Source organism: Mitsuaria sp. GD03876, assembly GCF_029840635.1.
Classification (GTDB): Bacteria; Pseudomonadota; Gammaproteobacteria; order Burkholderiales; family Burkholderiaceae_C; genus Roseateles.
In genome coordinates, this window is the sequence record NZ_JAOCCU010000005.1 from 58,341 (window position 1) to 82,871 (window position 24,531).

The window sequence follows — 24,531 nt, forward strand, 5'->3', positions numbered from 1 at the left end:
GAAAGAAGGTTCAGGTTGATGAAACGGAGCGCTCCTGCGCGTTCCGCACCCTGCTATTCGTCGTGGCCGCCGCCGAAGTTACAGCGCCCGGAAAATTTCTGCGAAGGCGCGCCCGGACAGCTCAGGGGAGCGCCTGCGCTTGCGGCCGCCCCGCCGACACCGTGAACCCCACCGTCGTCACGCCCGCCTCCGATCGCGCCGACGCCTGGCCGCCGTGCATGCGCGCGATGGCCGCGACGATCGACAGGCCCAGGCCGTGATGCCGGCTCGCGTCGACCCGCGAGCGGTCGGCGCGATAGAAGCGGTCGAACAAGCGCGGCAGGTGTTCCGGCGGAATGGCGCTGCCTTCATTGCTCACGCCGATCCAGAGTTCACCGGACCGGTCGTCCTCGCCGTGCTCGCCATGCTCGCCGTGCTCGCCGTGCCCCCCATCACGGCCGTGCTCCGCATGGCGGCTGCGATCCGCGAGGCCGCTGCGTTCCGCGAGGCCGCCGTGTTCGCCCTGCCCGGCCGGCCCGATGTCCACGACGATCTCCGACCCCGGCCGCGCGTACCGCGTGGCATTCCCGACGAGGTTCGAGATCGCCCGTTGCAGCAGCCCCGCGTCCACGCTCGCGCCGGCCTGTCCGCGCACCGTCGCCGTCACCCCGGCCTGGCGCAGCGAGGCCTCGTGATAGTCGAGCACCTCCGCCGCCAGCTCATGCAGCGCGAGCCGCGCCTCCCGGCTCGCCTGCGCGCCGCGCTGCGCGTTGGCCAGGAACAGCATGTCCCCGACGATGCGCGCGATCCGCCGCAGCTCCTCCAGGTTGGACGCCAGCGTCTCGCGCAGCGCCTCCGGCGACCTCGGCCGCCTGAGCGCGAACTCGCAGCTGTTGATCAGGATCGAGATCGGCGTGTTGAGCTCATGCGCGACATCGGCATTGAAGGACTCCATCTGCCCGTACGCCCCCGCCAGCCGGTCCAGCAGGTCGTTGAACTGCGCGATCAGCGGCTGCAGTTCCTCGACCTGGTCGCGGCCGTCCAGCCGCAGATGCAGCCGGTCCGCGCTCACCGCGGCGATCTGCCCGACCAGCGCGCGCAGCGGCGTCAGCTCGCGCCGCACGCCGATCGCCGCGCCCGCCGCCAGCACCAGCGAGCCGCCCAGCGCCGCCAGCACCAGCGTCCAGCCCAGCCGCGCCAGCAGCGCGTCGTCCGAGCGCTTGTCGAAGGTCAGCGTCACCGAGCCCCGGCCGCCCAGTTGCTCGGGCAGCGGCACCGCGAAACGCACCCGCTTGAGGTCGTGCCCCGCCGGCGGGCGCCGCGGCGGCGACACCAGCAACTGCCCGCCCGCGTCGGCCAGGCTCACCGTCAGCTCGTCGTGGCCGGCCAGGAAGTCGGTGAGCAGGTGCCGCACGCTCTCCAGGTCGTGCGCGCCGCGCGCCTCGGTCAGCAGGTGCTGGATGGCCTCGCGCTTCATCCGCAGCGTCTCGTCCTGCCGCCGGTCCAGCGTCAGGAAGATGACGATGTAGACGGCCAGGCAGGCCGCGCCCAGCCCCAGCATCGACTGCAGCGCGAAGCGCAGCAGCAGCCGCAAGCCCAGGCTCCCGGCATGCAGGCCCATCGCGCTCATCGGGCCCGTCGGGCCCGTCGCGCCGATCGATCCGGACGCGCGTTCGGTCGCCGCCGGGTCTCGTGCCTTGACGCTCATGCCGGCCGGTCCTCGAGCACGTAGCCCATGCCTCGCACCGTGTGCACCAGCGGCCGCTCGAAGGGCTGGTCGACCTTCAGCCGCAGCCGCCGGATCGCGACCTCGACGACGTTGGTGTCGCTGTCGAAGTTCATGTCCCAGACCTGCTCCGCGATCTCGGTGCGGGACAGCACCTCGCCCCGCCGCCGGATCAGCAGCGTCAGCAGCCCGAACTCCTTGACCGTCAGGTCGATCCGCTGTCCCGCGCGCGTGACCTTGCGGCGGATCGGATCGACCTCCAGGTCCGCGACGCGGTACATCGCGCCCTCGCCCGCCGGCCGGCCGCCGGCGCGGCGGCGCAGCAGCACCTCCACCCGCGCGACCAGTTCCGAGAACGCATAGGGCTTGGTCAGGTAGTCGTCGGCGCCCAGCCGCAGGCCCTGGACACGGTCCTCCACGCGCGAGCGCGCGGTGAGCATCAGCACCGGCACGTCGCTGCCCTGCCGGATCGCGCCGAGCATCGCCAGCCCGTCGATGCCCGGCAGCATGCCGTCCAGGATCAGCAGGTCGTAGCGGTTCACCGAGGCCAGGTGCAGCCCGTCCACGCCGTTGTGCGCGACCTCGACCGCGTAGCCCTCCTCGGTGAGGCCCTTGCGCAGGTACTCCGCGGCCTTGGCCTCGTCCTCGACGATCAGCAGCTTCATGACGCCGCCCCGCCCGGCGCACCCGCACCCGCGCCCGCACCCGCGCCCGCGCCCGCACCGGCACCCTCGCCCACGCCGGCCGCCGCGACGCGACCGCCCCTGTCACCGATCGTCCCGGTGTCGGTGCCGGTGTCGGCGTCCTCCTCCTCGTCGCGCCGGTGCGCGAGCCGGTACAGCACCGGCAACACCAGCAGCGTCAGCGCGGTCGAGGACAGGATCCCGCCGATCACCACCGTCGCCAGCGGGCGCTGCACCTCGGCGCCGGTGCCGGTGGCCAGCGCCATCGGCACGAAACCCAGCGACGCCACCAGCGCCGTCATCAGCACCGGGCGCAGGCGCGTCAGCGCGCCTTCGTGGATCGCGTCGTCGAGCCGCTGGCCGCCTTCGCGCAGGTTGCGGATGAACGAGATCATCACCAGCCCGTTGAGCACCGCCACGCCCGACAACGCGATGAACCCCACCGCCGCCGAGATCGACAGCGGGATGTCCCGCAGCCACAGCGCCACGATGCCGCCGGTCAGCGCGAACGGAATGCCGCTGAACACGATCAGCCCGTCCTTGAGGTTGCCGAACATCGCGAACAGCAGCACGAAGACCAGCAGCAACGACACCGGCACCACGACCTTGAGCCGCTCGGTCGCGGACAGCAGGTTCTCGAACTGCCCGCCCCAGGTCATCCAGTAGCCGGTCGGCAGCGCCACCTGCGCGCGGATCGTCTGCTCCGCCTCGGCGACGAAGCTGCCGATGTCGCGCCCGCGCACGTTGGCGCTGACGACGACGCGGCGCTTGCCGTCCTCGCGGCTGACCTGGTTGGGCCCCGGCGCCGTCGTCAGGTCGGCGACCTCGCTCAGCGGAATGAAGCGCCGCGCGCCGTCCGCGCCGACCGGCAGCGGGATCGGCAGCCGCCGGATCGCCTCCAGGTCGGCGCGCTGCGCCTCGGGCAGCCGCACCAGGATGTCGAAACGGCGGTCGCCCTCGAACATCGTGCCGGCCTCGCGGCCGCCCAGCGCCGTCGCCAGCGTGTCCTGCACGTCCTGGACATTGAGCCCGTAGCGCGCGGTCCGCTCGCGGTCGACGGCGACGCTGAGCACCGGCAGGCCGGTGGTCTGCTCGACGTTGACCTCCGACGCGCCGGCGATGCCGCCCAGCAGCGCGGCGATCCGCTGCGCCGAGGCCTCCAGCACCGCCATGTCGTCGCCGAAGACCTTCACCGCGACGTCCGAGCGCACGCCCGAGATCAGCTCGTTGAAGCGCAGCTGGATCGGCTGCGAGAACTCGTAGTTCTGCCCCGGCAGCGTCGCCACCTCGGCCTGCACCGCCGCCAGCAGCTCGTCGCGCGTCTTGCGCGGCTCGGGCCACTGGTCGCTCGGCTTGAGCATCACGTAGCCGTCGGAGATGTTGGGCGGCATCGGGTCGGCCGCGATCTCCGCGGTGCCGGTGCGGGCGAAGACGCGCTCGATCTCGGGGAACTTCTCCTTCAGGCGCGTCTCCAGCTGCTGCTGCATCGCCACCGACTGCGACAGGCTGGTGCCGGGGATGCGCAGCGCCTGGATCGCGAAGTCGCCCTCGTTGAGGCTGGGGATGAACTCGCTGCCCATGCGCGTGGCCAGCAGCCCCGACAGCGCCACCGTCACCGCGGCGAAGGTCAGCACCACCGGCTTGGCGCCCATCACGCGATGCAGCATCGGCTCGTAGGCGCGGCGCGCCCCGCCCATCAGGCGGTTCTCCTTCTCGCCCACCCGATCGCCGATGAACAGCGCCACCGCGGCCGGCACGAAGGTGATGGACAGGATCATCGCGCCGATCAGCGCGATCACCACGGTGAAGGCCATCGGGTGGAACATCTTCCCCTCGACCCCGGCGAGGGCGAAGATCGGCAGGTACACGATCATGATGATCAGCTGCCCGAACAGCAGCGGCCGCCGCGCCTCCTGCGACGCGAGGAAGACCTCGTGGAAGCGCTCGGACCGCGTCAGCGGCCGGCCCTTGTGGGCCTGCGCGTGCGCCAGGCGCCGCACGCAGTTCTCCACGATCACGACCGCGCCGTCGATGATGATCCCGAAGTCCAGCGCGCCCAGGCTCATCAGGTTGGCGCTGACCTTCTGCTGGACCATGCCGGTGAAGGTGAACAGCATCGACAGCGGGATCACCATCGCCGTCAGGATCGCCGCGCGGATGTTGCCCAGGAACAGGAACAGCACCGCGATCACCAGCACCGCGCCCTCGATGAGGTTCTTCTTCACCGTGGCGATCGCCTTGTCCACCAGCGTCGTGCGGTCGTAGACGGTGACCGCGTGCACGCCCGGCGGCAGGTTGGCGTTGACCTCGGCCATCTTCCTGGCCACCGCCTGGGAGACGGTGCGGCTGTTCTCGCCGATCAGCATGAAGACGGTGCCCAGCACCACCTCGCGGCCGTTGTCGGTGGCCGCGCCGGTGCGCAGCTCGCGGCCGATCTCGACGGTGGCCACGTCGCGCACCCGCACCGGCACGCCGCCCTCGTTGCGCAGCACGACGTTGCCCAGGTCCGCCATCGAGCGCACCTGCCCCGGCGCGCGGATCAGCACCTGCTCGCCGCGGCGCTCGATGTAGCCGGCGCCGACGTTGGCGTTGTTGCGGTCCAGCGCCGCGACCACGTCGGCTAGCGACAGCCCGTAGGACGACAGCTTGGCCGGATCCGGCGCGACGTGGTACTCCTTGGCGTAGCCGCCGATCGAGTTGATCTCGGTCACGCCGGTGACGTTGCGCAGCTGCGGCTTGATGACCCAGTCCTGGATCTCGCGCAGGTCGGTCGGCGTGTAGGGCTGGCCGTCGGGTTTCTTCGCGCCGGGCTCGCTCTCGACGGTCCACAGGTAGATCTCGCCCAGCCCGGTGGAGATCGGCCCGATGTGCGGCGTCACGCCGCCCGGCAGTTCGCCGCGCGCGGCCTGGATGCGCTCGTTGACGAGCTGGCGCGCGAAGTAGAGGTCGGTGCCGTCCTTGAAGATGACCGTCACCTGCGACAGCCCGTAGCGCGACAGCGAGCGCGTCTGCTGCAGGCCCGGCAGGCCGGCCATCGCGGTCTCGATCGGGTAGGTCACGCGCTGCTCGGTCTCCAGCGGCGAGTAGCCCGGCGCGCCGGTGTTGATCTGCACCTGCACGTTGGTGATGTCGGGCACGGCGTCGATCGGCAGCTTCTGGTAGCTGTAGACGCCCAGGCCCGCCATGCCGAGCACGGCCAGCAGCACGAGCCACCGGTGCTCGATGGCGAATCGGATGATGCGTTCGAACATGGTCCGCGGCCCCTCAGTGCGAGTGCGAGGCGCTGGCCTTGCCGGCCTCCGCCTTGACCACGAAGCTGCCCACGGCCACGACCGGCGTGCCGGCGCGCAGGCCCTCGACGACCTCGACGCGCTGGCCGTCGCCGCGGCCCACGCGCACCGGCTGGGCGACGAAGCCCTCCGCCGTCTTCACGAACACGACGGTCTTGTCCGCCATCGTCTGGACCGCGTCGGCGGCCACGCTGACCGGCACGGTGAAGCGGTCGCCGCGCACCTCGACGTTGACGAACAGGCCGGGGCGCCAGGCGCTCTTCGGGTTGTCCAGCGCCACGCGCGCCTGCGCGGTGCGGGTCTGCTCGCCGATCAGCGCGCCGACGTAGGCGACCTTGCCGGTGGCGGACTGCTCGAAGGCGGTGGCGCGGATCGTCACCGCGTCGCCGACGCGGACCTGCGCCAGGTCCTTGGCCGGCACGCTGATCTGGGCCCAGACGCTGCGCAGGTCGGAGACGGTGAACACGTTGGTGTCCTCGCGCACCTGCTCGCCCAGCGCGATGTGCTTCTCGACCAGGGTGCCGTCGAACGGCGCGCGCAGCTCGAAGCGGTTCAGCGCGCTGCTCTCGGGCGACGCGCCGACGGCCTGCAGCTTCTGCCGCGCGTTGGCCACGGCGATCTCGGCCTCGCGCAACGCCTGCTCGGCCACCTGCACGTCCTGCTGCGGCGAGATCTTCTCCTCGTACAGCCGGCGCTCGCGCTCATAGGTGGCGCGGGCGAGCTGCAGCCGCTTGTTCGACGCCTGCAGGTCGGCGCGCTGGTCCGACACCGCCGGGCTGCTGATCACCGCCAGCAGCTCGCCGCGGCGCACCACCTGGCCCAGCGACACCGGCACCGCCTCCACCACGCCGGTCACCCGCGGCACGACGTGGGCGGTGCGGTCCTCGTTGAACTTCACCTCGCCGGGCAGCTGGAAGCTGCCCTGCAGCGTCGCGGACGCCGCGGGTTCGACGACGATGCCGGCCGCCTTGACCTGGGCGTCGGTCAGGCGGATCACGCCCTCGTCCTCGTCGGCATGGGCGGCCTCGCCGGCCTTCGCCGCCTTGCCGCCCTTGCCTGCCTCGTCACCGTGGCCATGGGCGTCGGCCTTGCCGCCCTTGCCCGCCTCGTCGCCGTGGGCGTGCGCGTCGGCCTTGCCTTCCTTGCCTTCCTTGCCGGCCTTGCCGTCCTCGTGGTGCTCGTCGTCCGAGTGGCCCTTGACCTCTTCATGGCCGTGCCCGTGGCCGTGGCCTTCCTCGGCTTGCGCGCCACCGGACTTGCCGACGCCGGTCAGGATGCCGATGCCGGCGGCGGTGCCCAGCAGCAGGATCACCGCGATCGCGATGGCCTGCTTCCTGCGCGCGCCGCGGCGCGTGTCGTCATTGAAATCGTGGGGAGTGTTCATGGGAATGGAGTCGGAAGGGGGTCGATCGATCGGGCGCCCGCTCACGGGCGGGCGTCGGCGGCGCCGAGCCGCCGGTCGATGTCGGCGGACAGCCGATGCGCCTGCGACAGCGCCGTGAAGTACTGGCCGCGCGCCTGCAGCCAGGTGCGCTGCGCGTCGAGCACGTCGAGGAAGCCGAACTTGCCCAGCTCGAAGCCGCGTCGCGCGGCCTCGTAGGCGCCCTGCGCGCCGGGCAGCACGTCGCGGCGCAGGACCTGGACCTCCTCGGCCCGCGCCTGCAGCTGGTCGACGGCCTGCAGCACCTCGGCCCGCAGCCGCTGTTCCTCCGCCTGCGCGAGCGCCTGCGCCGCGTCGCGCTTGCGCAGCGCCTCGAACTGCGCGCCCTGGTTGCGGTCGAACAGCGGGATCGGGATGGACACGCTGATCAGCGGTTGCGTGCGGCCCAGTTCGGTCGCGCGCTTGCCGCCCAGGCCCACGGTCACGTCGGGCGTGGCGCGCGTGCGTTCCAGGTCGAAGGCCGCGTCGGCGCGCTGCACCGCCAGCCGGGCGCGGCGCAGCAGCGGCGACTGGTCGATGCGCGCGTCCATCGCGGGGCCGTCGGGCAGCGCCGGCAAGGCGTCGGCGCTGCCGTCGACGCGCGCGATGGCGCCGGGCGCCTCGCCCATCGCCGCGGCCAGCGCCCGCAGCGCGGCGGCGAGGTCCGCCTCGGCCAGCCGCAGCTCGATCCGCGCGCCGGACTCGGCGACGCGGGCGCGCGTGTCCTCGACCGGCGAGACCTTGCCCGCTGTCACCCGGCGCGACACCGCCTGCGCGCCGCTGGCGGCGATCTGCAGCGACTCGCGCGCGACCTGGACCCGCTCCTGCGCGATCAGCGTGTCGAAGAAGGCCTGGATGGTGCCGGCGCGGACCTCCGCGCGCTGCGTCTCCAGGTCCGCCGCGGCGAGCTCGCGGTCGCGCCGCGCCAGCTCGACCCGCGCGGCGCGCTTGCCGCCGAGCTCGATCGTCTGGCTCAGCATCAGCGAGGTGCTGCGGGTCTCGCGGCGGGTGTCCTCGATGTCGAGGCTCAGCGAGGGATTGGGGATCAGGCCGGCCTGCCGGACGGCGCCGTCGGTGGCCGCGAGTTCATGGCCGGAAGCCCGCAGCAGCGGGTTCTGACGCAAGGCGGCCTGCACCGCGGCGTCCAGCGTCAGGCCGGGGTCGGCCAGGGCCGGGAAGGAAGTCAGTGCCGCGCAAGCCAGCGGCACGAGGAATCTGCGCATCGAATACTCCAGGGTTGCGGGGACAACACGAGGGATTCGACGAAGGCAGCGCGGCCGGGGGCCGCGGGACAGGCCGCGAAGGCGCGCTCAGGGCGCGCCCGGTCGGGGCTCAGGAGAAGAAGGAAACGTCCGCTGCGATCGCCGAATCAGGCGATGCGCCAGTTGGGGCGTTCGGGGTGGTCGGGCGCGCGGGTGGAGAACGGCTGCGGACCCGCGTCATGCAGCAGTTGCGCGCCGGGGCGCGGCAGCGGGACGCCGTCCAGGCTCATCGCCCGGGTGGCGCTGAAGTGGCAGGCGCCGCAGTCGCTGTCGATGGAGAGCTTGCCGCCGGCCGCCTTGCCCGCCTCGGTGGGCTGGTCGGCGGAAGGATCGGCGGAGGCGCCGGCCGTGCCGGTCGACGGCTTGGCCGAATGAGCGCCGGCGCCGGCGTGGGAGTGCTCGTGATGCCCGACGTGGCGGGCGTGGCCGACGCGGTCATGCTGGCAATAGACCGCGGCCGCCGCCCAGGAGAACTGGAGCGGCAGCAGGACCAGCAGAAGGAGCGTGAGCCAGCGGCGCATGGGGGCGGAGTGTAAGAGCACGCGACTCTAAAGCCCCTCGCCCGTCCGAAACCCACGTGGCCGGATGACAAATCTGTCAGCTTTCCCGGCGCCCCATGCGGGCGCCGGCGTCGCCAGCGATCACCGCGAACCCGCGGCGATGGCAGGCACCAGTCCAGTCCGGATCTGCGCTCCGGGGCCGGCCGCTCGGCCGGTCCCATGCCGGATCAGTAGTGGACGACCGAGCGGATCGACTTGCCCTCGTGCATCAGGTCGAAGGCCTCGTTGATGCCGGTCAGCGGCATCGTGTGGGTGACGAAGGGCGCGAGCTGGATGTCGCCGCGCATCGCCTCCTCGACCATGCCCGGCAGCTGCGAGCGGCCCTTGACGCCGCCGAAGGCCGTGCCCTTCCAGGTGCGGCCGGTGACCAGCTGGAACGGGCGGGTCGAGATCTCCTGCCCCGCGCCGGCCACGCCGATGACGACGGACTGTCCCCAGCCGCGGTGCGCGCACTCGAGCGCGGCGCGCATCACGTTGACGTTGCCGATGCACTCGAAGGAATGGTCGACGCCCCAGCCCGTCATCTCGACGATGACCTGCTGGATCGGCTTGTCGTGGTCCTTGGGGTTCACGCAGTCGGTGGCGCCGAAGACCTTGGCCAGGTCGAACTTGGTCGGGTTGGTGTCGATGGCGATGATCCGGCCGGCCTGCGCCAGCTTCGCGCCCTGGATCACCGCCAGGCCGATGCCGCCCAGGCCGAAGACGGCGACGGTGTCGCCGGGCTGGACCTTGGCGGTGTTCTTGACCGCGCCCAGGCCGGTGGTCACGCCGCAGCCCAGCAGGCAGACCTGTTCCGGGTTCGCGTCCGGGTGGATCTTGGCGAGCGAGACCTCGGCCACGACCGTGTACTCGCTGAAGGTCGAGCAGCCCATGTAGTGGTAGACGGGCTGGCCGTTGTAGCTGAAGCGGGTGGTGCCGTCGGGCATCACGCCCTTGCCCTGGGTGGCGCGCACGGCCACGCACAGGTTGGTCTTGCCGGACTTGCAGAACAGGCACTCGCCGCATTCGGCGGTGTAGAGCGGGATCACGTGGTCGCCGGGCTGGACGCTGGTGACGCCCTCGCCGACCTCGACGACGATGCCGGCGCCCTCGTGGCCCAGCACCGCGGGGAACAGGCCTTCCGGATCGTCGCCGCTGAGCGTGAACGCGTCGGTGTGGCACACGCCGGTGTGGGTGATGCGCACCAGCACCTCGCCCTTGCGGGGCGGCGCGACGTCGATCTCGACGACTTGCAGGGGCTGTCCGGCGGCGAAGGCGACGGCGGCGCGAGATTTCATGGTTCGACTCCGAGGGATGTGGGAATGCGGCGGGCGAGTCTAAACCCGATGCGCGGCACGCTCCCGCGGCGGCCCGGCGCCGCCCACCTCGCCTGTCGGGCGCGACGCTTGCCCGCGTGGGCCACACGTCCGCCCCAACGGCGAGGAGTCCTCATGCTCATCGAGCGGCCCTGGATGCGCTGGCCCGCGTCGCTGCTGGTCTTCGCCGGCGCCACCTGGCTCAACCTGCACCTGCAGCCCCAGCTCGGCGACCGGGCGCCGCTGCTGCCGTACTTTCCCGCCCTGGTGATCGTCGGCCTGAGCTGCGGTTTCGGCCCGGCCTTCGCGTTGCTGTGCGCGTCCTGCCTGGCGATCCTGTACTTCTGGATCCCGCCGGTCGGCACGCTGTTCCCCGTCGAATCGGTCTCCAACGTCGCGTTGATCGCCCTGTTCTTCTGCGCCGGGCTGCTGATCGCCGCCGTCGCCGCCACGGCCGGCAGCCTGGTGCAGAAGGACCGGCGCAGCCGGCAGCGCCTGCGCCTGGCGCTGGCCGCGGGCCGGATGGTCACCTGGGACTGGGACATCGAGCAGCGCCATCCCAGCACGACCGGCGACGCGACCGCGATCTTCGGGCGGCGCATCCGCTCGATGGAGGACATCCTGCAGGCCCTGTCCGCCGACGACGCCGCCACCTTCCGCCAGCGCTACGCCTACGCGCTGGACAGCGGCGGGCGCTTCAGCCAGATCGCGGCGATCGTGCGGCCCGACGACGGCCAGACCGTCTGGACCCAGATCGACGGCTACGTCGCCACCGATTCCAAGGGCCGCGCGGCGCACGCGTACGGCGTGCTGGTCGACGTCACCCCGCAGCAGGAGGCGCTGCGCGCCAGCCAGGCGGCCGAGGAGCGCTTCCAGCTGGCGCTGGAGAGCGCCAAGGTCATGGCCTGGGAATGCGACGAGCAGGCGCGCTACACCTGGGCGGTCAACGTTCCGATGGGCATCTCGCGGGAGCAGGTCATCGGCGCCGAGGTCGGCAGCGTGGCCGGCCAGCCGACCTTCGCCGCGGCGGTGCTCGACGCGGTGCGCTCCGGCCAGCCGGTCACGCTGGACCAGCGGGCCTCCCACGGCGGCCGGGACTACCAGCTGCTGACCTCCATCCGCCCGATCCAGGACGCCGACGGCCAGGTGCGCCGGCTGCTCGGGGCCACCGTCGACGTCACCGAGCTCGCGGCGGTGCAGCAACAGCTGCTGCTGGAAAGCCAGCGCAAGGACACCTTCCTGGCCACGCTGGCCCATGAACTGCGCAACCCGATGGCGCCGATCCGCTACGCCGTGTCGGTCCTGCAACACACCGCCGACGAGGGCGCCCGGCATCGCGCCGTCGAGATCATCGGCCGCCAGTCCGCCCACATGGCGCGGCTGCTGGACGACCTGCTCGACATGAGCCGCATCACCCGCAACGACGTGGCGCTGCAGCGCCAGGTGATCGACCTGAGGACCGTGGTCAAGCAGGCGCTGGAGGCGGTGGAGCCGGTCTACGTCGAGAAGCGGCACCGCATCTCGCTGTCGATGCCGCCGCGGCCGGTGCCCGTCGAGGGCGACCCCACGCGGCTGCAGCAGGTGCTGGGCAACCTGCTGGACAACGCGGCCAAGTACAGCCCGGTGCCCGGCGAGGTGCTGGTGCACCTGGCCGTCGACGCCGGGCATGCGAAAGTCACCGTCACCGACCGCGGCATCGGCATCGCCAAGGACCTGCTGTCGCGCGTGTTCGAGCTGTTCACGCGGCTGGACTCGAGCAGCGCGGCGCCGGTCGGCCTGGGGATCGGGCTGGCGGTCTCGCGGCAACTGATCCAGTTGCACGGCGGGACGGTGTCGGTGGAGAGCGAGGGCCGCGACCGCGGCAGCCGCTTCATCGTCTGCCTGCCGCTGGCCGAGGGCGGCGTGGGCGCCCTGCCCGGCGCGTCGACCGGACCGGCGTCCGGCCAGGACGACCATGAGGACGGGAGCGCTGGCAACACCTGCGTGTTGATCGTGGATGACAACGAGGACGGCGCGAACACGCTGGCCGAGGTGCTGCGGGAGGCGCGCTTCCGCACCGCGGTGGCCTACACCGGGGAGGACGCGCTCACCGCCTTCGAGCGGCTGCACCCGCGCGTGGTGCTGCTGGACATCGGCCTGCCCGACCTCAGCGGCAACGAGGTCGCGCGGCGCCTGCGCGGGCGGGCCCGGGACGAGCTGGTGCTGGTCGCCGTCACCGGCTGGGGCCAGGAGGCGGACCGCGCCGCCACCGCCGCGGCCGGCTTCGACGCCCACGTGGTCAAGCCGGTCGACGCGACGGAGATCGAGCAGTTGATCCGCCGCCTGCTGCGTGAACCGGCCTCGAGCGCCGCCCTCGGCACGGGCTGATCCGATCGGATCGGCGAGGACCACCTTGGGCCGGCGCCTCCGTCATCCGACGTCAGCGGCCCGCTCCTTCTCTCTTGCTCCCCGTACCCTCAGCGCTCATCGGCCCAGCCGGTCGCGCAGGTCGTACCAGAACGCACCCAGCGCCGTGAGCGGCACGCGCAGCAGCCGTCCGCCGGGGAACGGGTAATGCGGCAGGTCGGCGAAGGCGTCGAAGCGCGTGGCCTGGCCCTGGATCGCCTCGGCCAGCACGCGGCCAATCAGGTGGGTGAAGGTCACCCCGTGCCCCGAGCAACCCTGCGAGTAATAGATGTTGGGCGCGAGCCGCCCCACCTCGGGCAGGCGCGACAGCGTCAGCAGGAAGTTGCCGGTCCAGGCGTAGTCGATGCGGACATCGCGCAGCTGCGGGAAGGTCTTGGCCAGCTTGGGCCGCACGATCGACTCGATGTGCGCCGGATCGCGCGCGCCGTAGATCACCCCGCCGCCGTACAGCAGCCGCCGGTCGGCCGACAGCCGGAAGTAGTCGAGCAGGAAGTTGCAGTCCTCGACGCACAGCTTGTCCGGCAGGATCTCGGCCCAGCGCGCGCCCAACGGCTCGGTCGCGATCACCTGCGTGCCGCAGGGCATCGAACGCGCCGCCAGCTGCGGTTCCAGGTTCCCGAGGTAGGCGTTGCCTGCGACGATCACGAACCGCGCCCGGACCACGCCTTGCGCCGTCACGACGCGGGCCGGATCGCCGCGTTCGATGCGCACCACCGGCGAGTCCTCGTGGATCACGCCGCCCAGCGATTCCAGCGCCAACGCCTGGCCCTGCGCCAGCCGCAGCGGGTGGACGTGGCCTGAGCTGCGGTCAAGCAGCGCGGCGGCGTAGCGGCGCGAGCCGGTGGCCGCCTCGGTCCGCGACGCGTCGAGCAGCTCCAGTTCGCGGTGCCCGTAGCGTTCCCACAGCGCCTGGTGCCGCTCCAGCCCCTCGACCTGCCGGCCGTTGAGCGCCGCGAACATCCCGCCGGGTTGGAAGTGGCAGTCGATGTTGTATTGGCGGATGCGCTGCTTGATGATCGCCGCGCCCTCGAAGGCCATCTCGCCCAGCGCCTTGGCCGTCGTCGCGCCGTGGCGCGCCTCGATGACGTCCAGGTCGCGCGAGTAGCTGTGCACCAGCTGCCCGCCGTTGCGCCCCGAGGCGCCCCAGCCGACGCGATGCGCCTCCAGCACGACGACGCGCAGCCCCGCTTCGGCCAGGTGCAGCGCGCTCGACAGCCCGGTGTAGCCGGCGCCGATGACGACGACGTCCGCCTCGGTCAGCCCGCGCAGCGGCGGCCGCGCCGGCTGCCGCAGGGCGCTGTCGGCGTAGAAGGATGGCGCATGCGGCTCGCTCCGCTCCGAACGTTCGGAGCGCTCCGATTGCCGAGGACGGTCGTCGTGTCCGATGGCCTCTCGATGCCCGATCGGCGCATGCGGCTCGCTCCGATCGAGGGACTGGTCGCGACGCCGCGCGCCGCCGTGTTCGGTCGTGTCCATGGTCTTCGCCGTTGCGGCCTCACGCGCGGTCATCGATGCGCAGCCAGGTGGTCTTCAGCTCGGTGTACTTCTCGAACGCGTGCAGCGACTTGTCGCGCCCGTTGCCGCTCTGGCGGTAGCCGCCGAAGGGCACGGTGATGTCGTCCTCGTCGTACTGGTTCACGTGCACGGTGCCCGCGCGCAACCGGCGCGCGACGCGATGCGCGCGGTCGACCTGCCCGGTCCAGACGCTGGCCTGCAGGCCGTAGGGGCTGTCGTTGGCGATGGCCAATGCCTCGTCCTCGTCGTCGAAGGCGATGACGCTCAGCACCGGGCCGAAGATTTCCTCGCGGGCGATGCGCATGTCGTTGCGCACGCCGCTGAACACCGTCGGCTCGACATAGAACCCGCCGCTGTCGGCGCGGGCCTGCTCGCCGCCGCAGGCGACGGCGGCGCCCTCCTCCCGGCCGGCGCGCAGGTGGCCGAGCACCGAGCGCAGCTGCGCGTCGTCCACCAGCGCGCCCATGCGGCTGGCCGCGTCCAGCGGATCGCCCGGCATGAACTTGCGGGCCTCGTCGCGCAGCAGCGCCACGCAGTCGTCGACGCAGCCGCGCTGGACCAGCAGCCGCGTCGGCGCGTTGCAGGACTCGCCCTGGTTGAAGAAGACGCTGGCCGCGGCGGTGCGCGCGGCGCGCTCGAGGTCGGCATCGTCGAAGACCAGGCAGGCCGACTTGCCGCCGAGCTCGTTGTAGACCCGCTTGAGGTTGGACTCCGCCGCGCAGGCCAGCATGCGCCGGCCGATCCGCGTCGAGCCGGTGAAGCCGATCGCGTCCACGTCCCCGTGCAATGCGAGCGCCTCGCCGGCTTCCTGGCCGTAGCCCGGCACCACGTTGAGCACGCCGGGCGGCAGACCGGCCTCGAGCGCCAGGTCTGCCAGCCGCAGCGCGGTATAGGGCGACTTCTCGCTGGGCTTGAGCACCACGCTGTTGCCCGCGGCCAGCGCCGGGCCGAGCTTCCAGGCCGCCATCAGCATCGGATAGTTCCACGGCACGATCGCGCCGACGACGCCCATCGGCTCGCGCGTGATCAGCGCCAGCGCGCTGTCGGGCGTCGGGGCGATCTCGCCGTAGAGCTTGTCGATCGCCTCGCCGTACCAGGCCAGGCAGGTCGCGCTGGCGACCACGTCCACCGCCAGGCTGTCGGCGATAGGCTTGCCCATGTCCAGCGTCTCCAGCAACGCCAGCTCCTCGCGGTGGCTGAGCAGCAGCTCCGCCCAGCGCAGCAGCACGCGCTTGCGCTCGCGCGGCGGTCGCGCGCGCCAGCTGCCGCTGTCGAAGGCGTGACGCGCGGCGGTCACCGCGGCGTCGATGTCCAACGCGTCACCGCGCGCCACCTCGCCGAGCAAGCGGCCGTCGATCGGCGAGTGCTTGGCGAAACGCTGTCCTTGCGCGCCGTCGCGTCGCCGGCCGCCGACCAGCAGCCGACCGTCCGCCCGCAGCGCCGCGGCGCGCGCATGCCAGTCGATGGCCGAAGGGGAAAGAGTCTTGGGATCGTTCATGGTCGATGTCCTCTTGTCGAAGGGCTCCTGGTGTCGCGCCGTTCCCGGCAGGCCGCGCCGAAGGCCTGCAGCAGCGCCATCGAGGCCGGGTTCTCGGCGGCCCGCCATTCCGGGTGCCACTGCAGGCACAGCGAGAAGGTCGTCGCCTCGGCCAGCGAGAAGGCCTCGACCAGGCCGTCCGGCGCGCGCGCCTCGACGCGCAGCCCCGGCGCGAGCTGATCGATGCCCTGGCCATGCAGGCTGTTGACGCGCAGCTCGCGCGTGCCCAGCACGCGTTCCAGCAGGCCGCCGGGCTCGACGAAGACCGGATGCGCCGGCCCGTACTGCGTCGTCACCGGATCGGCGTCGTCGGCGCGGTGGTCCGCCATGCCGTCCAGCGCCTGCACCGCCTGGTGCAGGCTGCCGCCCAGCGCCACGTTGCTCTCCTGCAGCCCGCGGCAGATCGCCAGCAGCGGGATGCCGCGCTGCGCCGTGCGTCGGATCAGCGGCAGCGTCCAGCTGTCGCGCAGCGGATCCAGCGGCAGGCTGCCGTCGTCCACCGTGCCGTCGTAGTGCCGCGGGTCCACATTGGACGGCGAGCCGGTCAGCAGCACGCCGTCGGCGATGTCCAGCCACGCGTCGAGCTCGCCCGGATGCGCCGCCGGCACCACCAGCGGGAAGGCGCCGGCCAGCCGCACCGCCTCGACGTACTTGTGGCCGACGACATGGAAGTCGTGGTCACCCAGCCGCCGGTTGCAGGCCGAAACCAGCACCCGGGGTGCGTCGGCCAGCAGCGGCCGCGCGATGGCGTGGATCGGCGTCGTCAGTGTCGTGCTCGTCATCGCTGCAGGTCTCCCAGGCAGAGGTACTTGGCCTCCAGGTACTCGTCCAGGCCGGCGCGGCCGCCCTCGCGGCCCAGGCCCGACTGCTTGACGCCGCCGAACGGTGCCTCCGCGGTCGAGATCAGCCCGGTGTTGATGCCCACCATGCCGGCCTCCAGCGCCTCGGCCACCCGCATGAGGCGGCCGATGTCGCGCGTGTAGAGGTAGCTGGCCAATCCCGTCTCGCTCGCGTTGGCCGCGGCGACGACCTCGGCCTCGTCGCGGAAGCGGAACACCGTCGCCACCGGCCCGAAGATCTCCTCGTGGGCGCAGCGCATCGCGGGCGTCGCGTCCGCCAGCACGGTCGGCGCGTAGAAACGCGCGTCGACCCGATGCCCGCCGGTCACCAGGCGGGCGCCGAGCGCGAGCGCGTCCTCGACCAGCCGCTCCACCTTGCGCAGCGCCTCGGCGTCGATCAGCGGGCCCTGCGTCGTCCCGGCCTCGAAGCCGTTGCCCAGCCGGATCTCGGTGCGGGCACGTTCGGCGAGCCGCTCGACGAAGCGCTCGTAGACGCCCTCCTGCACGTAGAACCGGTTGGTGCAGACGCAGGTCTGGCCGCCGTTGCGGAACTTGCTCAGCAGCGCGCCCTCGACGGCGCTGTCCAGGTCGGCGTCGTCGAAGACGATGAACGGCGCGTTGCCGCCCAGTTCCAGGGCCAGCTTCTTGACCGTCGGCGCGCATTGCCGCATCAGCAGCCGGCCGACCTCGGTCGACCCGGTGAACGACAGGTGGCGCACCACCGGGCTCTCGCACAGCGCCTGGCCGATGGCCACGGACTGCGCGCCGTCGGCGGGCAGCAGGTTGAACACGCCCGGCGGCATGCCGGCGCGCTGCGCCAGCTCGGCCAGCGCGAGCGCGGACAGCGGCGTCTGCTCCGCCGGCTTGACGACGACGGTGCAGCCCGCGGCCAGCGCCGGCGCGACCTTGCGCGTGATCATCGCGACGGGGAAATTCCACGGCGTGATGGCGGCGCACACGCCGATGGCCTGCCGGATCACCAGCAGCCGCTTGCCGGCCTGCGCGCTGGGCACGCATTCGCCGTAGGCCCGGCGCGCTTCCTCGGCGAACCACTCGACGAAGCTGGCGCCGTACGCCACCTCGCCGTGCGCCTCGCGCCAGGGCTTGCCCTGCTCGGCGGTGATCAGCGTGGCGAGGTCGTCGGCATGCGCCTGGATCAGCTCGAACCAGCGCCGCAACACCGTCGCGCGCTCCAGCGCCGTCTTGTCGCGCCAGCCGGGCAACGCGCCCTGCGCCGCCGCGATCGCGTCACGGGCCTGCTCGGCGCCGCAATTCGCGACCACCGCCAGCAGGTGCCCGGTGGCGGGGTCGCGCACCTCGAAGCGCGCCGGCGCGTCGGTCCATTGGCCGTCGATCAGCGCATGCGCCTTGGGCAGCGCGCCGTCGCGCAGCCGTTGCGTCAGGGCCGGGCCGATCATGCGGCCTCCCTCGGCGTAGGCGTAGGCGTGGGCGTGAGCACGTGCGCGGGCGTGACCGTTGCCCTCGACGTCTCCGCCAGCGCCTCCGACAGCGCCTCCGACAGCACCGCCAGCGCCGTATCGAACTGCGCCTCGGGGATCGTCAGCGGATAGAGGAAACGGATCACGTTGCCGTCCATGCCGCAGGTCAGCAGCAGCAGGCCCCGGCGCAGGGCCGCCTGCTGCACCTGCCGGGCGAGGTCCGCGCTGGGCTGGCCGCTGCGCGGATCGGCGAACTCGGCCGCGATCATCGAGCCGACGCCGCGCACCTCCACCAGCGCCGGGCAGCGGGCCTGCTCGGCCTCGAGGTGTCGCCGCAGCCGCTCCCCCAGCATCCGCGCGCGCTCGCACAGCTGCTCCTCGACCATCACGTCCAGCACCGCATGCGCGGCCGCGACCGCCAGCGGATTGGCGGCGTAGGTGCCGCCCAGCCCGCCGGGCGCCGGCGCGTCCATGACCTCGGCGCGCCCGCACACGGCCGACAGCGGCATGCCGCCGGCCAGGCTCTTGGCCATCGTGATCAGGTCCGGCCGCGCCGCGTGCTGCTCCATCGCGAACAGCGTGCCGGTGCGGCCGAAGCCGGTCTGGATCTCGTCGGCGATCAGCAGGATGCCGTGCTCGTCGCAGACGCGCCGCAACGCGGCGGTGAGCTCCGCGGGCGCGACGTGGAAACCGCCCTCCCCCTGCACCGGCTCGAGCAGCATGGCCGCGACCCGGCCCGGCTCGATGTCGTGCTGGAACAGCCGCCGCAACGCGGCCAGCGTGTCCGCCACCGTCACGCCGCGCCGCGAATCGGGGAACGGCAGGTGGTGGACCTCGCCGGGGAACGGCCCGAAGCCCTGCTTGTACGGCACGGTCTTGCCGGTCAGCGCCAGCCCCATCAGCGTGCGGCCGTGGAAGCCGCCGCCGAAGGCGATCACGCCGGATCTCCCGGTGGCGGCGCGCGCGATCTTGATCGCGTTCTCGACCGCCTCGGCGCCGGTGGTGAAGAAGGCGGTCTTGCGCGCGCCGTCGATCGGCGCCAGCGCGTTGATCCGCTCGGCCAGCGCCACCGCGCTCTCGTAAGGCACGATCTGGTAGGCCGTGTGGGTGAAGCGATGCAGCTGCTGCTCGATCGCATGCAGCACCCATGGATGGCGGTGCCCGGTGTTGAGCACCGCGATGCCGGCGGCGAAGTCGGTGAAGGCGCGCCCCTCCACGTCCCACAGCGTGGCGTTGTCGGCCCGCTCGGCATGGAAGTCGCACATCACGCCGACGCCGCGCGGCGTCGCGTCGCGGCGGCGCCGCTCGATCTCCTGGTTCCTGGACATGGCGGCCCCTTCAGACGTGCAGCAGCAGGTGCTCGCGCTCCCACGGCGAGATGACCTTCATGTACTCGTCGTGCTCGATGGCCTTGACCTCCGAGTACACGGTGATGAACTCGCGCCCCAGCACGTCGTGCAGCTCGCGCTCGTCGGCCAGCAGGCTCAGCGCCTCGCCCAGCGAGCGCGGCAGCTGGTATTCCGACAGATAGGCGTCGCCCATGCATTCGGGCGTCGGCTCGATGCGGTTGCGGATGCCCAGGTAGCCGCAGGCCAGCGTCGCGGCCAGCGCGACGTAGGGATTGGCGTCGGCGCCGATGACGCGGTTCTCGATGCGGCGGGACGCCGGCGTGGCCAGCGGCGAGCGGATGCCCACGGTGCGGTTGTCGGTGCCCCACTGCGTGTTGATCGGCGCCGCGGTCGAGCGCGCCAGCCGGCGGTAGGAGTTGACATAGGGCGCGAACAGCGCCATCGCCGCCGGGATGTACTTCTGCAGCCCGCCGATGTACCAGCGGAACTCCGGGCTGGCCGAGCCGTCGGCCAGGCTGAACAGGTTGCGGCCGCTCTCGCGGTCCACCAGGCTCTGGTGGATGTGCATCGCGCTGCCCGGCTCGTTGGCCATCGGCTTGGCCATGAAGGTCGCGTACATCTCGTGGCGCAGCGCGGCCTCGCGGATCGTGCGCTTGAAGAAGAACACCTCGTCGGCCAGGCCCAGCGGCTGGTCGTGGAAGAAGTTGATCTCCATCTGGCCGGCGCCAACCTCGTGGATCAGCGTGTCGACGTTGAGCTCCATCTTTTCGCAGTACGCGTAGATGTCCTCGAACAGCGGATCGAACTCGTTGACCGCGTCGATCGAGTAGGCCTGGCGCGAGGTCTCGGCCCGGCCGCTGCGGCCGCGCGGCGGGCGCAGCGGCGTGTTGGGATCGCTGTTGCGCTCGACCAGGTAGAACTCCAGCTCCGGCGCGACGATCGGCGTCCAGGACTCGGCCTCGAACAGCTCGCAGACGCGCTTGAGCACCGAGCGCGGCGCGAACGGCACCAGCCGGCCCTCGCGGTCGAAGCAGTCGTGGATCACCTGCGCGGTCGGGTCGCCGGCCCACGGCACGATGCGCACCGTGCTCAGGTCGGGCCGCAGGTGCATGTCGCGATCGGTCGGGTGGATGACCTCGTAGTACGGGCCCTCCTCCGGGAAATTGCCGGTGACGCCCAGGCCGACGACGGCCTCGGGCAGCCGCATGCCGCGGTCCTCGGTGAATTTCTCGCGCGGCAGGATCTTGCCGCGCGCCACGCCGGTCAGGTCGGGCACCAGGCATTCGATCTCGGTGACGCGATGCGCGTCGAGCCACTTGTCCAGGTCGTTGAAGCTGAAGTTCTTTCGGTCCACGGGGGACTCCTTGAAGTCGCGTGGGCGCAGGAGCGCGACGGCGCACCGGCGCGCGCACGCAGGGCCGCGCGGACGGGGCCGCGGGCACGCAATGGCGGGATCGGGGGACGGGGACGCGCGCGCCGGCGCGCCGCCGTCAGCGCGCGCCGTCGGGGGGCTCCGCCTCGTGCTGCGGCATGCGGTGCCGGTCGCGGCGCGGCGCGCGGCAGCTGGGATTGCCGGCGTTCACAGCAGGTCCTTCAGCCGGTAATAGGCCATGCCGGCCACCAGCGCGGGCGTGCGCAGCCAGCGGCCGCCGGGGAACGGCCGGTGGCGCAGCGCGGCGAAGGTGTCGAAGCGGCCGGCGTCGCCGGCGATCGCCTCGGCCACCAGGCGGCCGGCCAGGCCGGTCAGCGCCAGGCCGTGGCCGGAGAAGCCCTGCAGGTAATAGACGTTGGCCGCCTGCCCCTGCCGCGCCGGCAGCCGGCCGAAGTCGGGCGCGCGGTTCATCGTCACGTCGACGAAACCGCCCCAGGTGTGGGCGACGCGGGCCTCGGCCAGTTGCGGGAAGACCTGCGTCATCCGCGCCCGCATGCTCTCGCTCAGGTCCGACGGCGTGCGCGTGCTGTAGCTGGCGCGGCCGCCGAAGATCATCCGGCCGTCGCGCGAGGGCCGGTAGTAGTCCAGGATCGCGTTGTTGTCGCAGACCGCCGAGCGCGACGGGATCAGCCGCTCGAGCTGCGCGGCGGGCAGCGGCTCGGTGGCGACGATGTAGGTGCCGACCGGCATGATCCGCGCCTCGAGCTGCGGCGCGATGTCCTGCAGGTAGACGTTGCCGGCGAGCAGCACCTGGCGCGCGCGCAGCGAGCCCTGCGCGGTGTGCAGCACCGGCCGAGCGCCGGCCTGCAGCCGCAGCACCGGCGACTGCTCGTGCAGCCGCACGCCCAGCGAGGCCGCCGCCCGCGCCAGCCCCAGCACGTACTTGAGCGGATGCAGGTGGCCGGAGCGCGGATCGTGGACCGCCGCCACATAGCGCGGGCTGTCGACCCAGCGGCGCACCTCGGCGCCCTCGATGCGGGCCATCGGATAACCGTAGCGACCCTCGACGAAGTCAGCGCCCTCGAGCAGCTCGCGCGCCTTGCGCGCGTTGCAGGCGACACCGAGGAAGCCGCTCTGCCATTCGGCGTCGATGTCGAAACGGGCGCAGCGGTCGCGGATCAGGTCGATCGCCTCGATGCTCATGCCCCACACCTGGCGCGCGGCGGTGGCGCCGAGCTGCTGCTCGATCACCGCCGGGTCGCAGGCCAGGCCGTGGATGACCTGGCCGCCGTTGCGGCCGCTGGCACCGCCGCCGACCTCGCGCGCCTCCAGCACGCGCACGTCGAAGCCGCGCCCGGCCAGCTCCAGCGCCGCGGACAGCCCCGCGAGTCCGCCGCCGACGATGGCGACGTCGCAGGACGCGTCGCCCTGCAGCGGCGCGTGGCGCTCGGTCCGTTCCGCGGTGGCGACGTAGTACGAGTCGCGCGCCAGCGCCGCGTCTTCCTGAAGGTAGTTCGCGGCCATCACGCCCTCGCGCCCGTGCCGTCGACCACCGCGCGCAGGCCTTTGCGGCACAGCGCGACGCCGCTCTCCATCACCGCGGCCCGCCAGGCGGGATCGGAGGGGATGAAGGCCTCGACGTAGTCCTCGCGCGCCATCTCGGTCACCGGCGTCTCGACCGCCTGGCGGCGCAGCCACATCAGCGTCAGGTGCGCGCGCTGCATGCGGCGGCGCTCGTGGGTGCCGAACTCGATCGCCACCGCCGAGACGCGGCAGTCGGGCAGCTCGGTCGCGAAGGCGTCGAGCAGCAGGCCCTGGAAGGTCGCCAGCGCCTGGTGGGTCGAGCCCTTGCCGCTGAGCGCCTCCGCGCCCCAGACGGCGATGGCGCGCTCGCGCGCCTCGGAGCCCGGCGGGTCGACGTTGATCAGGAAGGGCTGGCCGTACGGGCCGATGCCGGTGTGCAGGTCGGCGAACAGGCACTCCCGCGCCGCGTGCAGCTGCCGGCGCAGCAGCGCCCGCACCGCGAGGTTGGACCAGGCCGGCCGGTCGCCGCCATGGAAGATGCCGTCCGCATGGCTGTACTGGCCGCCGTTGAACGCGTCCGAGAAGCCCTGCTCCCCCACCCGCGCGCGGAACGCGTCCATCGCGGCGAAGGCCTGGGCGATCTCGGCTTCGGTCCAGTCGTTCAGGTAGAGCTGCGGGTGCAGCTCCGCGTAGCCGGGGTTGGCCGGCGGCGGCGTCTCGCCGTGGGCGCGGAAGTTGCGGTTCAGGTCGACGTTGTCCTCGTTGACCCGCTGACGGTGGGCGAAGCCCCAGGGGTTGATCGCGTGGATCAGCAGCACCGCGACGTCCTCGGGCAGCGCGCCCGGGCCGCCCTGCGCCAGCCAGGCGGTCTGGACCGCGGAGCCGGCGTAGCCCTCGATGCCGTGCGTGCCGCAGGCGACGACGAAGACCTTCGACGCGGCCGGCGCGCCGAAGCGCGCGGCATCCATCCACAGCGCCTCGCCCTCGGGGCCATGACCCGGGTGGCGCATGCTGTCCACGCTGCCGCCGCGGGCCGCCACGGCGGCGAGCCAGGCGTCGCGCGCCTCGGTGAAGGACGCCGGGAATCCCGGCTGGGCAAGTGCATTCGACATGGCCGGCAATGCTAGGCCGGGCCCGGTGGCGAGGCCATATCCGTCCCGGGCTATGACGGCCCGGTCGACCGCCGAGCGCCACCGTTTGCCGGGCTCCCGCCAGGCACCGCGGCATCGGCGCGCCGATGCCGCTCGCGTCTAGCGCGGCTGCGGATCCTGGTAGCGCGCCAGCGGATCGAGCTGCCGATCCGGGTCGGCGAACGGGATGCACTGGATGAACAGCGAGAACAGCTCCGCCTGCGAGCCGGTCTCCAGCTTGCGATGGATGCTCTTGCGCTGGTTGCGGATCGTGCCCTCGGCGGTGTGCAGCCGCTCGGCGGTCTGCTCCGAGGAATAGCCGCTCAACATGTAGAACAGCACCTCGCGCTCGCGCCGCGTCAGCACCGAGGCGCCGAACTGCTCCATCGTGCTCTGCACCTTGCGGTGCACCAGGTGGTTGACCTCGTCGCGCTCCGGCGGCGCCACCAGCTCGTGGTGGCGCTTGAGCGCCGAGAACAGCAGCGGCAGCACATGGCGGATCAGCGCGATCTCCGCGGCCTCGAACGGCGGCGTGTCCTCCTCGCGGCCCAGGCAGACCGCGATGCCGCTGCGCGCGTCGATGCGCCACAGGATGTCGATCGTGTCGATCAGGTGGGTGTTGCGGAAGAAGATCTCGAAGAACTCGCTGGCGCGGAAGTTGTCCGGCACGTAATCCGACATCGAATAGGCGCCATCGGCCTGTCCCGCGAGGAACATGCGGTAGACCGGATCCAGGATGTAAGGGCCGTCGACATAGACCTCCTCGCGCGCGCCGCGGCGCTTGGCCGCCGGCGCCTCGACGGCGAGGTACTCGGGCCGCTCGTCGACGACGTAGCGCAGCGCGATGCCCTGTTCCGCGTCGATCAGCGGGCGCAGGAAACCCATCATCGCCGTGTAGAAGCCGGGGCTGCCGACCGCCGCGTAAAGGGCCGCCAGCCGGTCCACCCCGTCGGCGTCCAGCGCCAGCGCGAAGCGGCTCTGGCGCCGCGCCCGGCGGGGCTGCGCGCCCGGGTCGGTGGGGGCGCCTGGCCGCTCAGGCGCGGCGGGGGAAGCCGGCGAGGCCGGCAAGGTCCAGGGGGGAGTGGGATCGCTGACCATGGCGCGCCATCATGCCTCGCCGGGCTGGCCCCCACCCATGGGTAACAGCTTATCTCGGGGGGGATATTTCAAGCGCGTGACACGCTTCTTACCATGCCGGTCCATGA

Annotated in this window: 17 protein-coding genes; 1 reads left to right on the plus strand and 16 read right to left on the minus strand. The window is 72.3% G+C overall.

Annotation, left to right across the window (positions count from 1 at the left end; translation table 11 throughout):
• Window positions 1-121: 121 nt before the first annotated feature.
• The 7 genes from N5D62_RS04860 to N5D62_RS04890 form a co-directional block, all read right to left on the minus strand.
• Window positions 122-1,687 carry an ATP-binding protein gene (locus N5D62_RS04860; RefSeq protein ID WP_279756488.1) on the minus strand — a complete coding sequence of 522 codons (1,566 nt, stop codon included), beginning with the start codon at window positions 1,685-1,687 and terminating at the stop codon, window positions 122-124.
• Entirely contained in the window at window positions 1,684-2,370 is a 687-nt protein-coding gene (locus N5D62_RS04865) for a heavy metal response regulator transcription factor (RefSeq protein WP_279756489.1), read from the minus strand. The genes N5D62_RS04860 and N5D62_RS04865 overlap by 4 nt, the downstream gene beginning before the upstream one ends.
• Window positions 2,367-5,639 (minus strand): CusA/CzcA family heavy metal efflux RND transporter, encoded by a 3,273-nt coding sequence (locus tag N5D62_RS04870; RefSeq protein ID WP_279756490.1) that lies wholly within the window; start codon window positions 5,637-5,639, stop codon window positions 2,367-2,369. Before N5D62_RS04870 ends, N5D62_RS04865 begins: the two co-directional genes overlap by 4 nt.
• A 13-nt stretch (window positions 5,640-5,652) precedes the next feature.
• Window positions 5,653-7,062 carry an efflux RND transporter periplasmic adaptor subunit gene (locus N5D62_RS04875; protein WP_279756491.1) on the minus strand — a complete coding sequence of 470 codons (1,410 nt, stop codon included), beginning with the start codon at window positions 7,060-7,062 and terminating at the stop codon, window positions 5,653-5,655.
• 41 nt (window positions 7,063-7,103) lie between these two features.
• Window positions 7,104-8,321 carry a TolC family protein gene (locus N5D62_RS04880; protein WP_279756492.1) on the minus strand — a complete coding sequence of 406 codons (1,218 nt, stop codon included), beginning with the start codon at window positions 8,319-8,321 and terminating at the stop codon, window positions 7,104-7,106.
• 146 nt (window positions 8,322-8,467) lie between these two features.
• The gene (locus N5D62_RS04885) at window positions 8,468-8,881 is read right to left on the minus strand and encodes a hypothetical protein (protein ID WP_279756493.1); all 414 of its coding nucleotides are present in this window, start codon (window positions 8,879-8,881) and stop codon (window positions 8,468-8,470) included.
• Between the two features lie 206 nt (window positions 8,882-9,087).
• Window positions 9,088-10,197: an S-(hydroxymethyl)glutathione dehydrogenase/class III alcohol dehydrogenase gene (locus N5D62_RS04890; RefSeq protein WP_279756494.1), complete on the minus strand. Its 1,110-nt coding sequence runs from the start codon at window positions 10,195-10,197 to the stop codon at window positions 9,088-9,090.
• Between the two features lie 153 nt (window positions 10,198-10,350).
• Between N5D62_RS04890 and N5D62_RS04895 the strand changes: the two genes are divergently transcribed.
• Window positions 10,351-12,582 carry an ATP-binding protein gene (locus N5D62_RS04895; protein WP_279756495.1) on the plus strand — a complete coding sequence of 744 codons (2,232 nt, stop codon included), beginning with the start codon at window positions 10,351-10,353 and terminating at the stop codon, window positions 12,580-12,582.
• Window positions 12,583-12,678: 96 nt separating this feature from the next.
• On the opposite strand, the gene N5D62_RS04900 is transcribed toward N5D62_RS04895, so the two are convergent.
• The 9 genes from N5D62_RS04900 to N5D62_RS04940 form a co-directional block, all read right to left on the minus strand.
• Entirely contained in the window at window positions 12,679-14,097 is a 1,419-nt protein-coding gene (locus N5D62_RS04900; RefSeq protein ID WP_279756497.1) for an FAD-binding oxidoreductase, read from the minus strand.
• A 19-nt stretch (window positions 14,098-14,116) separates the two neighbouring features.
• On the minus strand, window positions 14,117-15,634 hold the full coding sequence (locus N5D62_RS04905; RefSeq protein WP_279756498.1) for an aldehyde dehydrogenase: 1,518 nt from the start codon (window positions 15,632-15,634) through the stop codon (window positions 14,117-14,119).
• Window positions 15,631-16,455, minus strand: a complete 825-nt coding sequence (locus tag N5D62_RS04910) for a gamma-glutamyl-gamma-aminobutyrate hydrolase family protein (RefSeq protein ID WP_279756499.1) — start codon at window positions 16,453-16,455, stop codon at window positions 15,631-15,633. Before N5D62_RS04910 ends, N5D62_RS04905 begins: the two co-directional genes overlap by 4 nt.
• Window positions 16,452-17,930, minus strand: coding sequence for an NAD-dependent succinate-semialdehyde dehydrogenase (locus N5D62_RS04915; RefSeq protein WP_279756500.1), 1,479 nt, complete (start codon window positions 17,928-17,930; stop codon window positions 16,452-16,454). Before N5D62_RS04915 ends, N5D62_RS04910 begins: the two co-directional genes overlap by 4 nt.
• Entirely contained in the window at window positions 17,927-19,279 is a 1,353-nt protein-coding gene (gene gabT, locus N5D62_RS04920) for a 4-aminobutyrate--2-oxoglutarate transaminase (protein WP_279756501.1), read from the minus strand. The genes N5D62_RS04915 and gabT overlap by 4 nt, the downstream gene beginning before the upstream one ends.
• 10 nt (window positions 19,280-19,289) lie before the next feature.
• Complete coding sequence (locus tag N5D62_RS04925; protein ID WP_279756502.1) at window positions 19,290-20,654, minus strand: glutamine synthetase family protein; 1,365 nt, start codon at window positions 20,652-20,654, stop codon at window positions 19,290-19,292.
• A 225-nt stretch (window positions 20,655-20,879) separates the two neighbouring features.
• Entirely contained in the window at window positions 20,880-22,196 is a 1,317-nt protein-coding gene (locus tag N5D62_RS04930; RefSeq protein ID WP_279756503.1) for an FAD-binding oxidoreductase, read from the minus strand.
• Window positions 22,196-23,308 (minus strand): M14 family metallopeptidase, encoded by a 1,113-nt coding sequence (locus tag N5D62_RS04935; protein WP_279756504.1) that lies wholly within the window; start codon window positions 23,306-23,308, stop codon window positions 22,196-22,198. The genes N5D62_RS04930 and N5D62_RS04935 overlap by 1 nt, the downstream gene beginning before the upstream one ends.
• A 138-nt stretch (window positions 23,309-23,446) precedes the next feature.
• Window positions 23,447-24,424, minus strand: a complete 978-nt coding sequence (locus N5D62_RS04940; protein ID WP_279756506.1) for a helix-turn-helix domain-containing protein — start codon at window positions 24,422-24,424, stop codon at window positions 23,447-23,449.
• Between the last annotated feature and the right edge of the window lie 107 nt (window positions 24,425-24,531).

Coding starts and splice junctions, on each gene's coding strand:
- N5D62_RS04860 (WP_279756488.1), bottom strand. CDS start 1,687: ATGAGCGTCAAGGCACGAGACCCGGCGGCGACCGAACGCGCGTCCGGA.
- N5D62_RS04865 (WP_279756489.1), bottom strand. CDS start 2,370: ATGAAGCTGCTGATCGTCGAGGACGAGGCCAAGGCCGCGGAGTACCTG.
- N5D62_RS04870 (WP_279756490.1), bottom strand. CDS start 5,639: ATGTTCGAACGCATCATCCGATTCGCCATCGAGCACCGGTGGCTCGTG.
- N5D62_RS04875 (WP_279756491.1), bottom strand. CDS start 7,062: ATGAACACTCCCCACGATTTCAATGACGACACGCGCCGCGGCGCGCGC.
- N5D62_RS04880 (WP_279756492.1), bottom strand. CDS start 8,321: ATGCGCAGATTCCTCGTGCCGCTGGCTTGCGCGGCACTGACTTCCTTC.
- N5D62_RS04885 (WP_279756493.1), bottom strand. CDS start 8,881: ATGCGCCGCTGGCTCACGCTCCTTCTGCTGGTCCTGCTGCCGCTCCAG.
- N5D62_RS04890 (WP_279756494.1), bottom strand. CDS start 10,197: ATGAAATCTCGCGCCGCCGTCGCCTTCGCCGCCGGACAGCCCCTGCAA.
- N5D62_RS04895 (WP_279756495.1), top strand. CDS start 10,351: ATGCTCATCGAGCGGCCCTGGATGCGCTGGCCCGCGTCGCTGCTGGTC.
- N5D62_RS04900 (WP_279756497.1), bottom strand. CDS start 14,097: ATGGACACGACCGAACACGGCGGCGCGCGGCGTCGCGACCAGTCCCTC.
- N5D62_RS04905 (WP_279756498.1), bottom strand. CDS start 15,634: ATGAACGATCCCAAGACTCTTTCCCCTTCGGCCATCGACTGGCATGCG.
- N5D62_RS04910 (WP_279756499.1), bottom strand. CDS start 16,455: ATGACGAGCACGACACTGACGACGCCGATCCACGCCATCGCGCGGCCG.
- N5D62_RS04915 (WP_279756500.1), bottom strand. CDS start 17,930: ATGATCGGCCCGGCCCTGACGCAACGGCTGCGCGACGGCGCGCTGCCC.
- gabT (WP_279756501.1), bottom strand. CDS start 19,279: ATGTCCAGGAACCAGGAGATCGAGCGGCGCCGCCGCGACGCGACGCCG.
- N5D62_RS04930 (WP_279756503.1), bottom strand. CDS start 22,196: ATGGCCGCGAACTACCTTCAGGAAGACGCGGCGCTGGCGCGCGACTCG.
- N5D62_RS04935 (WP_279756504.1), bottom strand. CDS start 23,308: ATGTCGAATGCACTTGCCCAGCCGGGATTCCCGGCGTCCTTCACCGAG.
- N5D62_RS04940 (WP_279756506.1), bottom strand. CDS start 24,424: ATGGTCAGCGATCCCACTCCCCCCTGGACCTTGCCGGCCTCGCCGGCT.